Origin of the sequence: Paracoccus sanguinis, assembly GCF_012689545.1 — a bacterium.
GTDB classification, from domain to species: domain Bacteria; phylum Pseudomonadota; class Alphaproteobacteria; order Rhodobacterales; family Rhodobacteraceae; genus Paracoccus; species Paracoccus panacisoli.
Map to the genome: position 1 here is coordinate 108,992 of NZ_CP051542.1, position 11,242 is coordinate 120,233.

At 73.0% G+C, this 11,242-nt stretch carries 10 protein-coding genes and 1 tRNA gene; 4 read left to right on the forward strand and 7 right to left on the reverse strand.

The genetic code is table 11. The features are described 5' to 3' along the window. Positions 1–84: 84 nt before the first annotated feature. Complete coding sequence (locus HGN31_RS00555) at positions 85–693, reverse strand: superoxide dismutase family protein (protein ID WP_168781995.1); 609 nt, start codon at positions 691–693, stop codon at positions 85–87. 156 nt (positions 694–849) lie between these two features. Between HGN31_RS00555 and HGN31_RS00560 the strand changes: the two genes are divergently transcribed. The 3 genes from HGN31_RS00560 (at position 850) to HGN31_RS00570 (ending at position 1,787) form a co-directional block, all read left to right on the forward strand. Then, positions 850–1,161, forward strand: coding sequence for an ETC complex I subunit (locus HGN31_RS00560; RefSeq protein WP_168781996.1), 312 nt, complete (start codon positions 850–852; stop codon positions 1,159–1,161). Then, positions 1,149–1,631, forward strand: coding sequence for a GNAT family N-acetyltransferase (locus HGN31_RS00565; RefSeq protein WP_244961070.1), 483 nt, complete (start codon positions 1,149–1,151; stop codon positions 1,629–1,631). Before HGN31_RS00560 ends, HGN31_RS00565 begins: the two co-directional genes overlap by 13 nt. Before the next feature lie 79 nt (positions 1,632–1,710). Then, positions 1,711–1,787: transfer RNA gene (locus HGN31_RS00570), tRNA-Arg, on the forward strand. 15 nt (positions 1,788–1,802) lie between these two features. Here HGN31_RS00570 and HGN31_RS00575 read toward each other — a convergent pair. Together HGN31_RS00575 and HGN31_RS00580 are read right to left on the reverse strand one after the other, a co-directional pair. After that, on the reverse strand, positions 1,803–2,249 hold the full coding sequence (locus HGN31_RS00575; protein WP_168781997.1) for a cupin domain-containing protein: 447 nt from the start codon (positions 2,247–2,249) through the stop codon (positions 1,803–1,805). After that, complete coding sequence (locus HGN31_RS00580; protein ID WP_168781998.1) at positions 2,246–3,112, reverse strand: NAD(P)-dependent oxidoreductase; 867 nt, start codon at positions 3,110–3,112, stop codon at positions 2,246–2,248. Before HGN31_RS00580 ends, HGN31_RS00575 begins: the two co-directional genes overlap by 4 nt. A 148-nt stretch (positions 3,113–3,260) precedes the next feature. Between HGN31_RS00580 and HGN31_RS00585 the strand changes: the two genes are divergently transcribed. Beyond that, on the forward strand, positions 3,261–6,011 hold the full coding sequence (locus tag HGN31_RS00585) for a penicillin acylase family protein (protein ID WP_168781999.1): 2,751 nt from the start codon (positions 3,261–3,263) through the stop codon (positions 6,009–6,011). A 117-nt stretch (positions 6,012–6,128) separates the two neighbouring features. Here HGN31_RS00585 and HGN31_RS00590 read toward each other — a convergent pair whose 3' ends face one another. From HGN31_RS00590 to doeA, 4 genes are read right to left on the reverse strand one after another with little or no spacing between them, the layout of a single operon-like run. Then, complete coding sequence (locus HGN31_RS00590) at positions 6,129–7,502, reverse strand: aminotransferase (RefSeq protein WP_168782000.1); 1,374 nt, start codon at positions 7,500–7,502, stop codon at positions 6,129–6,131. Positions 7,503–7,511: 9 nt separating this feature from the next. After that, entirely contained in the window at positions 7,512–8,969 is a 1,458-nt protein-coding gene (locus HGN31_RS00595; protein ID WP_168782001.1) for an NAD-dependent succinate-semialdehyde dehydrogenase, read from the reverse strand. Continuing rightward, on the reverse strand, positions 8,966–10,054 hold the full coding sequence (doeB, locus tag HGN31_RS00600; protein ID WP_052176558.1) for a N(2)-acetyl-L-2,4-diaminobutanoate deacetylase DoeB: 1,089 nt from the start codon (positions 10,052–10,054) through the stop codon (positions 8,966–8,968). Before doeB ends, HGN31_RS00595 begins: the two co-directional genes overlap by 4 nt. A gap of 4 nt (positions 10,055–10,058) precedes the next feature. After that, a complete protein-coding gene (gene doeA / locus HGN31_RS00605; RefSeq protein ID WP_168782002.1) occupies positions 10,059–11,240 on the reverse strand; it encodes an ectoine hydrolase DoeA in 1,182 nt (393 codons plus the stop codon). Positions 11,241–11,242 lie beyond the last annotated feature (2 nt).

The window sequence follows — 11,242 nt, forward strand, 5'->3', positions numbered from 1 at the left end:
AGAAGGGTGGGGGTCGCGACGGGTGTTTGCAAGCCGAAGGGCCGCCCCATGACGGGACGGCCCTCAGGCGCGCGGGCGCCTTGGTCAGTTGGTGGCGGCCGTCGCCTCGAACACGCCGCAGGCGATGCGGTCGCCGGCATTGCCGGCCGGCTGCGAGACGTAGTCGTCGGCGTCCGCGTGGACGATGAAGCTGCCGCCGTCGGCGTCCATCACGTCGGCGAGCTTCACGCCCTCAAGGAAGAACTCCTGATTGATCGGCCCGCCGCCGGCCGAGTCGATGTTGGGCAGGTCGCCCGAATGCATCCCCTCGGGGTGTAGCGCGCCGTGCTGCTTGCCCCCGGCGAGGTGCCCGCCGGCCGACTTGAAGTCCGGCCCTTCGCATTTGCCGGTCTCGTGAATGTGGATGGCGTGCGGGCCATCGGGCAGCTTGGCGAGGTGCAGGATGACGTGCAGCGTTCCCGAGGGCGTGTCGGAGAGCGTGACGCTGCCCATCTCGGCCCCGTCCGCGCCCTTGAGCGTGGCGGCAGCCTGCTGGGTCGCGGCGGCCGCCTCGGTCGTCGCGGCCGGGGCCGCGGGCGCCTGGGCGTGGGCAAAGAGCGGGACGAGGGCGAGCGCGGCGCCGAGCATCAGCGCGCCAAGCATCCGCGGGGCGGGGAGGGTCTCGGCGCGGGTCGCGGCATGGGGGCGGGTCATGGGCGTATCCTCTCGATGACGGGTGGCAGGGCTCAACGCGAGGACGCCGCCCGCGTTCCCGCCGCCTGACCGCACGCCCCGATCCGCCCGCTTGATCCCGGCGCGCGGCTGCGGCACAAGACGGACGCAAGCCTGTAGCCCGAAGGGTCGTTTCCCATGCGCGTCCGCATCTTCCAGCCTGCCCGCAACGCGATGCAGTCGGGCACCGCCCGCACCCGCGGCTGGGTGCTGGAGTTTCCGCAGGACGCCCCCCGGGCCATCGACCCGCTGATGGGCTGGACGTCGAGCGGCGACACCCAGTCGCAGGTCCGCCTGCGCTTCGCCACCCGCGCCGAGGCCGAGGCCTACGCCAAGGCCAACGAACTCGATTACGTGGTGGTCGAGCCGAACAAGCGCGCCCCGAACGTGCGCCCGCGCGGCTACGGCGAGAACTTCGCCACCGACCGGCGGGCACCGTGGACCCACTGACCTCTGACGACCGCCTGACGGTCGGGCGCGAGGACCCGCTGACCCCCGACCTCGGGCTGCTGTTCGAGCGCCATCACGCCTTCTGCCACGCCGACACGCCGCCCGAGTCGATCCACATGATGGACCGCGCGGGCCTTGCCGCGGAGGGCGTGGCGCTGTTCGTGCTGCGCGATGCCGGGCAACCGCTGGCGATGGGGGCGATCAAGCGGATCGGCGCGGAGCATGGCGAGATCAAGTCGATGCACGTCCTCGACGAGGCCCGCGGCCGCGGCCTCGCCGCGCTGATGGTGACGCATCTGGTCGAGGCGGGGCGGGAAATGGGGCTCGCGCGCCTGTCGCTCGAGACCGGCGCGCAGCCGAGCTTCGCGCCCGCCCGCGCGCTCTACGCGCGCGCCGGGTTCGCGGAGTGCCCGCCCTTCGGCGACTATCGCCCCGATCCGATGAGCGTCTTCATGACGCGGGTGATCTGACCGGGGGGCCGGGGCCGCAGGTCGCCCCGGCCTGTCCCTTGCACGCGCGCGGCATTTGCCGCAGAGAAACCGGCAGCGCGGGCCCGTAGCTCAACTGGATAGAGCAGCCGACTTCTAATCGGCAGGTTGAGGGTTCGAGCCCTTCCGGGCCCGCCATTCACCCTCCACCCTTCAGCCGCGCGTTACGGGCACGGCATCCGCCGCAAATCCGTTGCCCGCCCCGAGCACCGGATCGCGCGCCGGCCGGGGCAGCGCGACCTCCGCATCGCCCGCCCCGTCCTGCAGATCGGGCGAGACCCCGCCGGGATAGGCGCCCACCACCGCAAAATCCGCGCTCGAGCCCTGGTTGCAATGGGCGAGCCCGGCCGGGATCACCACCACGTCGCCGGCGGCGATGTCGTGGACCTCGCCCGCGGGGCCGCCGAGTTGCAGCCGTGCGGTGCCGGCATAGCAACCCAGCACCTCGTGCGTCGTCGCGTGGAAGTGGTGGCGCGCATAGACGCCGCCCCGCCATGTCCCCGACCAGCCGTTGGCGCTAAAGCGGCGCTCGAACCACGCCGGGTCGGCCGGGCCCGCTGCGCGGTGGAGCAGCGGCCGCTGATGGGCGGCGATCGTCACCGCCTCAGCCGCGCGATCAGCGACGAGGTGTCCCAGCGCCCGCCGCCCATCGCCTGCACCTCCTTGTAGAACTGGTCCACCAGCGCCGTGACCGGCAGGCTGGCGCCGGTCTCGTTCGCGGTGTCGAGGCAGATGCCCAGGTCCTTGCGCATCCAGTCAACCGCGAAGCCGAAGTCAAAGGCCCCCTCGGCCATCGCCTTGTGGCGGTTCACCATCTGCCAGCTGCCGGCGGCGCCCTGGCTGATCACCTCGACCACCTCGGGGATCGAGAGCCCGGCTCGCTCGGCGAAGTTCAGCGATTCGGCGAGGCCCTGTACCAGCCCCGCGATGGCGATCTGGTTGGCCATCTTGGTCAGCTGCCCCGCGCCGCTGTCGCCCATCCGCCGGCAGATCCGGGCATAAGCGGCGATCACCGGCTCGGCCCGCGCGTAATGCTCGGGCGTGCCGCCGCACATGATCGAAAGCTGGCCGGTCTCGGCCCCCGCCTGCCCGCCCGAGACGGGGGCATCGACGAAGCCCAGCCCCGCGGCGCGCGCGGCCTCGGCCAGTTCGCGCGTGACCTTGGCCGAGACGGTGGTGTGATCGACGAAGAGCGCCCCCGCGGCCATGCCCGCAAAGGCGCCGTCCGGGCCGAGGCAGACCGCCCGCAGGTCGTCGTCGTTCCCGACGCAGGCCATGACCACCTCGGCGCCCTCGGCCGCCGCGCGCGGGGTGGGGGCGGTGTGGCCCGTGTGGCGGGCCGCCCAGTCAGCGGCGCGGGCAGGGGTGCGGTTGTAGACCGTGACCTCGTGCCCCACCGCCGCCAGATGCCCGGCCATCGGGAACCCCATCACCCCCAGCCCCAGAAATGCCACCCGTGCCATGCCGTCCCCCCGATTGCCCGTCTGCGCGCCGCCCGCCCCTCGCGCGTTGAAAACCCGCGCCGGCTGGCCTATCAGCAGGGCCACATTCCATCGCCCCCGCGGGACGGTCAACCGGCCTGCCGACGCTTCCAAGGACCAGCCCCCCACCATGCTGACGCTGTTTCGCTGGCTCGTCCGGCTGACGATCGGGCTGATCCTCGGGCTTGTCGCGGCCGTGGCGCTGGTCTGGTATTTCGCCGTCCGCTCGCTGCCGGGCTATGACGAGAGCTTCGACCTCGCCGGGATCGAGCAGCCGGTCGAGATCGTGCGCACCACCGAAGGGGTGCCGCATATCCTCGCCCAGACCGACCACGACGCGTTCTTCGCGCTCGGCCTCGCCCATGCGCAGGACCGGCTGTTCCAGATGGTGGTGCTGCGCCGCGCCGCGCAGGGGCGGCTGGCCGAGCTGTTCGGCGCCCGCGCCTATGCCAGCGACGACCTCGCCCGCCGGCTCGGGCTGTGGCGCACGGCGCAGGCCTCGCTCGCCGCGCAGGATGAGACGACGCAGGCGGCGCTCAAGGCCTATGCCGACGGGGTCAACGCCTGGGTCGAGCAGGTCAACAGCGGCGCCCGCGGCCGCGGCGCGCCCGAGTTCTTCCTGCTGCCCGGTGACATCACCTATTGGCAGCCGGCGGATTCGCTCGCCATCCTCAAGCTGATCGCGGCCGGCGCCACCACGCAGGCGGTGGCCGAAATCGAGCGGGCGCAGGTGTCGCTCGCCGTCCCCGAGCGCGCCGCGGACCTCGTCGGCGCAGCGGGTGAGCCGCCGTTGCCCGCCTATGCCGCGCTCTTCGGCGAGGGCGCGCTGTTCCAGCCGCTGGCCCCCGGCGGGGCCGAGGGGGCGCGGGGCGACGCCGCGCGCCCGGCGGGTCCGGGCGATGCCGCGGCCGCCTGGGCCGCGCGGTTGCTGGGCTATGTGCCGCTGTTCGAGGGCACCTCGGCCAACGCCTTCGCCGCCGTGGCCGAGCGCACCGCGGCGGGCGCCCCGATCCTCGCCAACGACCCCCATGTGGCGCTGACGGCACCGTCGCTGTGGTACCTCGCCCGGATGGACCTGCGCGCGGGCAGCGTGATCGGTGGCACCATCCCGGGCATCCCGGCGGTGCTCTCGGGCCGCAACCCGACGCTCGCCTGGGGGCTGACCCCGGCCGCGATCGACGACCAGGATCTGGTGATGGAGGAGGTGCAGCCCGGCGCGCCCGACCGCTATCTCGGTCCCGGCGGCTGGCGCGACTTCGTCACCACGCACGAGATCATCCGGGTGCGCGACGCCGAGCCGCGTCGCATCACGCTGCGCGAATCGCTGGCCGGGCCGGTGATCCCGCCGGCGCATCTGGGGCTCGCTTCGGTCACGCCCGCGGGGTTCGTCCCGGCGCTGCGCTGGACGGGGCTCGCCACCGACGACCGGACGATGAGCGCGCTGGTGGCGCTGATGGCCGCCCCGGACCGCGCCGCCGCCCGCCGCGCGGTCGAGGCCGTGGTGGCCCCCGCGGTCGAGGTCACGCTGGCCGACAAGGCCGGGGTGGCGCAGGTGCTGGCCGGGGCGATCCCGATCCGCGGCGATCACCCGACCGGCGGGCGGATGCCGGCCCCGGGCAGCGATCCCCGCACGACGTGGCAGGGGCTGGTGCCCCCGGGCGACCCGCGCCGCGAGACGCAGCCCGCGCAGGGGCTGGTGGCCGCGACCGGGGGAGAAATCCCGGGCAGCGCCGTGGCCGCGGGCGCGGCTGCGCCCGGTGCGGCGGCGCCCGGTGGGAGTGCGACGGCTGTGCCCATCGGCGCGATCGGGGCACCGAGCCTCGGCACGGCTACAGGCGTTGGAGCGGTGGCCGCTGCACCGGGTGCCGTTGCTAGCGAGGCAGCTCCCGCAACGCCGGACACCGCCCAGCCTGCGCCCGCGCCAACCGTCGCGCCCGCGCCCGCCGGTCCCGCGACGGCCCCCGCCACCGGCCCGCTCGCCCTCGGCTTCGACCGCGACGACCCGCTGCGCCTCGCGCGCCTGCGCCGCTTGCTCGCGGCGCGCGAGATCCACTCGCGCGACAGCTTCATCGACGCCCAGCTCGACACCGTGAGCCCGGCGGCCCGCGCCCTGCTGCCGCTGGTCGGCGCCGACCTGTGGTTCACCGGAGAGCCCGCGGCCCCCGGCACGCCCGAGCGCCAGCGGCAGGACGCGCTCGGCCTGCTGGCCGAGTGGGACGGCAACATGGGCGAGCACCTGCCCGAGCCGCTGATCTACGCCGCCTGGATGGCCGCGCTGCAGGACCGGCTGGTGCATGACGAGCTGGGGGCGCTCGCCCCCGTGGTCGCGGGGCGGCTACGACCGGCGTTTATCGACCGGGTGTTCCGCAACACCGGCGGCGCGGCGGTGTGGTGCGACGTGGTGCAGTCGGCGCCGGTCGAGGATTGCGCGACCATCGCCCGCCGGGCGCTCGACGCGGCGCTGGTCGATCTGACCGCCCGCTTCGGCCCCGACGTGACGAGCTGGCGCTGGGGCGACGTCCACGCCGCGCGCCACCTGCACCCGGCGCTCGGCCGTATGCCGGGGGTGGCCTGGGTGGTTAACCTCGTGCAGTCGATCTCGGGCGACGGCTCGAGCCTCGCGCGCGCCGGCACGCTGGGCGAGGGGGCCGACCCGTGGCAGGCGGTCACCGGGGCGGGGTTCCGCGGCGTCTATGACCTCGCCGACCCGGACAGCTCAGTCTTCGTGATCTCGACCGGGCAGTCCGGGCACCCGCTCTCGCGCCACTACGACGACCTCGCCGAACGCTGGCGGCGGGGGGAGTACATCGCCATGTCGCTTGACCCCACGCTGGCGCGGGCGGGGGCGTCGGGGGTGACTTGGCTGAGGCCGGCGCAGTAGCGCCGGTCCCTGCGACGCGCCGGAGTACGTTCTCAAGCCTGCGCTCACCGGCTTTCGTCTGGCGAGCCGCCTCTCAACTGACCCCAATCCCCGCAGCGCGGTCCCGCCGTAAAGACGCTAAGCCCCGAGGATTTCGCCGATCGCCTCGGCCGTCACCGCGACGATGCGGTCGGCCTCGGCCTCGGTCAGACACAGCGGAGGCGCGAGGCCGATGATGTCGCCCTGCGGCATCGCCCGGGCGATCACCCCGCGGCGCAGCATGGCGGCGACGACCTTGGCGCCGATGCCCTCGTCGGCGGCGAAGAAGGTGCGCGGGTCGCGGTCGCGGACCAGCTCGACCGCGCAGAGCATCCCCTCGCCCCGCACCTCGCCGACATGGGGGTGGTCGCCGACCGCGGCGCGCATCGCGGCGGTGAGATGTCCGCCGACCCGGGCGGCGTTGCCGACCAGCCCCAGCTCGTCGATCAGCCGCAGGTTGGCCACGCCCGCCGCGGCGCCGATGGGGTGGGCCGAATAGGTCCAGCCGTGGCCGAACACCCCGTTCTCGTCCGTGCCCTGCATCAGCACGTCCCAGACCCGCTGACCGACGATGCTGGCCGAGAGCGGCGCATAGGCAGAGGTCAGACCCTTGGCGCAGGTGATCAGGTCGGGGCGCAGGCCGTAGTGGTCCGAGCCGAACATCGTCCCGAGCCGCCCGAACCCCGTCACCACCTCGTCCGCGATCAGCAGGATGTCGTGGCGGGCGAGCACCGTCTGGATCGCGTCCCAATATCCCGCCGGCGGCGGTACGAGCCCGCCGGTCCCGAGCACCGGCTCGCCGATGAAGGCGGCGATGGTCTCGGCCCCCTCGCGGGCGATCAGCGCCTCGAGCGCGGCGGCGCAATGGGCGGTGAACTCGGCCTCGGTCAGGCCCGTGTCGGCGCGGCGGTAGTAATAGGGCGCCTCTGTGTGGATCACCTGCGCGAGCGGCAGGTCGAACTTGCGATGGAACAGCTCGAGCCCCGTCAGGCTGCCGGTCATCAGCCCCGAGCCGTGATAGCCGCGCCAGCGCGAGATGATCTTCTTCTTCTCGGGCCGGCCGAGGATGTTGTTGTAGTACCAGACGAGCTTGATGTTGGTCTCGTTCGCGTCCGACCCCGAGAGGCCGAAATAGACCCGCGCCATGCCCGCCGGCGCGCGGTCCATCACCATCCGCGCCAGCGTGATCGCGGCCTCGGACCCGTGCCCGGCGTAGGCGTGGTAATAGGCCAGCTCGCGGGCCTGCGCGGCGATCGCCTCGGCGATCTCGGGGCGGCCATAGCCCACGTTGACGCAATAGAGCCCGGCGAACCCGTCGAGCAGCCGGTTGCCGTCGCGGTCGACGATGGTGCTGCCCTCGCCGGTGCGGATGATCCGCTGCGCCGCCTCGCCACGGGCGAACTGGCCCAGATGCGTCGAGGGGTGCATGAACGCCTCGCGGTCCCACTGGGCCAGCTCGTCATTCGTCAGCATGTGGTCCTCCTAACCGTCCGACCAGTCGCGGCAGACGTATTTGATGTCGGTGAAGGCCTCGAGCCCGTGGCGCGACCCCTCGCGGCCAAGGCCGGATTGTTTCATCCCGCCGAAGGGGATCGGCGGGCCGGTGACCTTGGTGCGGTTGACCGAGACCATGCCGAAGTCGAGCGCCCGGGTCAGGCGATAGATCCGGCGCGGGTCCTGGCTGTGCAGATAGGCCACCAGCCCGTATTCGGTGTCGTTGGCGATCCGCACTGCCTCGTCCTCGGTGTCGAAGGGGGCGAGGGCCGCGACCGGGCCGAAGGTCTCCTCGCGGAAGATCAGCGCGTCGGGCGGCACGTCGGCCAGCACCGTCGCGGGGTAGAAAAGCGGCCCCTGCGGATCCCGCGCACCGCCGCAAAGCGGCCGCGCCCCGCGGGCGAGCGCATCCGCGACCTGCGCCTCCTGCTTGGCCACGGCGGCCTCGTTCATCAAGGGCCCGAGGTCGCAATCCGCCGTCCCCGGTCCCAGCGTCAGCGCCCGGGCGCGGGCGGTGAAGGCCGAGCAGAAGGCGTCATAGACCGGGCGCTCGATCAGGAAGCGGTTGGCGCCGAGGCAATCCTGCCCCGAGGTGGCGAACTTGGCCTTGATCGCTTCGGTCACCGCAAGCTCCTGATCGGCCTCGGCGAAGACGAGGAACGGCGCGTGCCCGCCGAGTTCGAGCACCAGCCGCTTCACGGTATCCGCGGACTGGCGGTAGATGAGCCGCCCGATCTCGGTCGAGCCGGTGAAGCTGAGCGCCCGAACCCGCGGCGCGGCGCACCAGGCGCCGACGATTTCGGCCGCGTCGCCCGGGATGACGTTGAAGAGCCCCGGCGGAAACCCCGCGCGCTGCGCCAGCTCGGCCAGCGCCAGCGCCGAAAGCGGGGTCTGGGCCGAGGGGTGGGCGACGACCGTGCAGCCCGCCGCCAGCGCCGCAGCCGCCTTGCGGGTCAGCATCGCAGCGGGGAAGTTCCAGGGCGTGACCAGCGCCGCCACCCCCACGGGCTCGCGCCACAGTTCCATCTCGGCCGTGGCGAGATGCGAGGTGACGCTTTCGATGTTCGGGCGGCGCGCCTCTTCGGCGTAGAACTCGACGAAGCTCGCGGCATAGTCGATCTCGCCCCGCGCCTCGGAGAGGGGTTTGCCCTGCTCGGCCACCATGATGAGGGCGAGGTCCTCGCGGTGCGCGGTGATCTGGTCGAACCAGCGCCGCAGCAAGGTCGCGCGGGTCTGCGGCAGCGCCCAGGCCCAGTCGTCGAAGGCGCGATGGGCGGCCTCGACCGCGGCGCGGGCGGCGTCGGCGTCCAGCCGGGCGACGTCGGCCACCCGCGCACCGGTCGCGGGATCGGTGACGGGGAAGCTCTGCGGGGCGCCCTGCCAGCGCCCGTCCAGCAACCCCTCACGCCGCAGAAGGGTCGGGTCACTCAGCGCGAGCGCGGTCATGGCACCACCCCCTCGAGCTCGCGCGGGCCCGGACCCTCGAGCTGCGAGGCGTCCGCGACCTCGACCGCGAGGACCGCGACGCAGTCGCCTGGCTTGACGATCCCGGGGACGTGCCGCGCGCAGAGCACGCCCGCCCGCGCCGCCGTCAGCTCGGAGGGGGCGACGCCGGTGCGGCCCAGCGGCCACAGCCGCGCCACCGGGTCGCCGGCGGCCACGCTGTCGCCCAGATCGGCCAGGAACTCGACCAGCCCGCCGTCCTCGGCGAAGACGAAGCAGTCCGCGTCGGGCATGTCGAGCCAGCGGGTCGGCGGCAGCGGCGCGGGCGCGGGAGCGCCCGGGCCGCGGGTCACCCCGGCGGCGGCCAGCACCCGGCGCAGACCCTCGCGCGCGATCCGAACCGTGCGCGCCGTCGCAGTCCCGCCGCCCCCCAGCTCGGTCGTGACGAATACCTTGCCCATCTCTTCGGCGGCGGTGTCATACATCCCGATCGCGTCAATCTCGAGCATCCGCACGCTGAACGGCGCGGCGAAGGCGCGCACCAGCGCGAAGGCCCGTTCCTCTTGCGCGCGCACCTCGGGCCCCTCGCCGGGCAGGATGTGGGCCGCGCAGAACGGCAGGAAATCCAGCGTCTTGCCGCCTGAATGGAAGTCGAGCACCACGTCCGCCAGCGGCAGCAGCACCCGCTGGAAGTAGTCCGCGATCTTTTCGGTCACGCTGCCGTCCGGGCGGCCCGGAAAGCTGCGGTTGAGGTTGCCGCGGTCGATGGGTGAGGTCCGGGTGCCGGCCAGGAACGCGGGATAGTTCATCGCCGGGACGATGATGACCCGGCCCACCACCTCATCGGGGCGCAATGTCTGCGCGAGGTCGAAGAGCGCCAGCGGCCCCTCGTATTCGTCGCCGTGGTTGGCGCCGGTCAACAGCGCCGTCGGCCCCTCGCCGCCGCGGATCACGGTGATCGGGATCACGACCGACCCCCAGGCGCTGTCGTCGCGGCTATAGGGCAGGCGCAGGAACCCGTGCTGAACGCCCGGCCGGTCGTAATCGACCGTGGCCAGCACCGGAGAGGGGCGGAGCGTCGCCTCCATTGCCCTAGTCCTTGACGAAGAGCTGGCGAGGGACGTTTGCCAGCAGCTCGGGCGCGCCCTCGGTGATCACCAGGCTCTCGGTGATCTCGAGCCCCATGTCGTCCGACCAGAGTCCGGTCATGAAGTGGAAGGTCATGCCGGGTTCCAGCACCGTCCGGTCGCCGGGGCGCAGCGACATCGTGCGCTCGCCCCAGTCGGGCGGATAGCTGACCCCGATCGGATAGCCGGTGCGGCCGTCCTTGGTGATGCCGTGCTTCTTCAGCACGGCGTAGAAGGCCCCGGCGAACTCCTCGCAGGTGTTGCCGGCGCGGGCGGCCTCGAGCCCGGCCTCCATTCCCTCGAGCACCGCCTTTTCGCCCTCGACGAAGACCTGCGGCGGCTTGCCGAGGAACACGGTGCGCGACAGCGGGCAGTGATAGCGGTGATGGCAGCCGGCGATCTCGAAGAAGGTACCTTCGCCCGCGCGCATCGGCCGGTCGTCCCAGGTCAGGTGCGCCGCCGCTGCCTCGCGCCCCGAGGGCAGCAGCGGCACGATGGCCGGGTAGTCGCCGCCCGCGCCGGGGACGCCGCGGACGCCGGTGGCCATGATCTCGGCCACGAGGTCGTTCTTGCGGACGCCCGGCGCCACCACCTCGAGGATGCGGGCGTGCATCGCGGTGACGATCTCGCCGGCCTTGCGCATGTAGTCGAGCTCGGCAGGCGACTTGACCGCCCGCTGCCAGTTCACGAGGCCGGTGGTGTCGCTCAGCCGCGCGTCCGCCAGCCCGGCCGCCAGCGCCGCATGGCTGCGGGCGGTGTACCAGCAGTTGTCCATCTCGACACCGACCCTGAGCCGCCCCCAGCCGCGGTCGGTCAGGATCTGCGCCAAGAGCTCCATCGGGTGCTTGGCGGGGTTCATCACGTAGTCGTCAGGATAGCCGATGATCGACTCCTCGCCGATCCAGGCGGTGAAGCGTGCGCCGACCGCGTCCATGCCCCGGCCGAAGAACAGCGGCTCGCCGTGCGGGGGGACGATCACGCTTTGCGGGACGTAGAAGGACCAGCCGTCATAGCCGGTCAGCCAGTTCATGTTCGAGGGGTCGGTGACGACCAGCAACTCGACCCCGGCCGCCTCCATTGCGCGGCGGGTCTTGTCGAGGCGGGCGGCGTATTCGGCACGGGAGAAGTTCAGCGGGATGTCGGGCATGG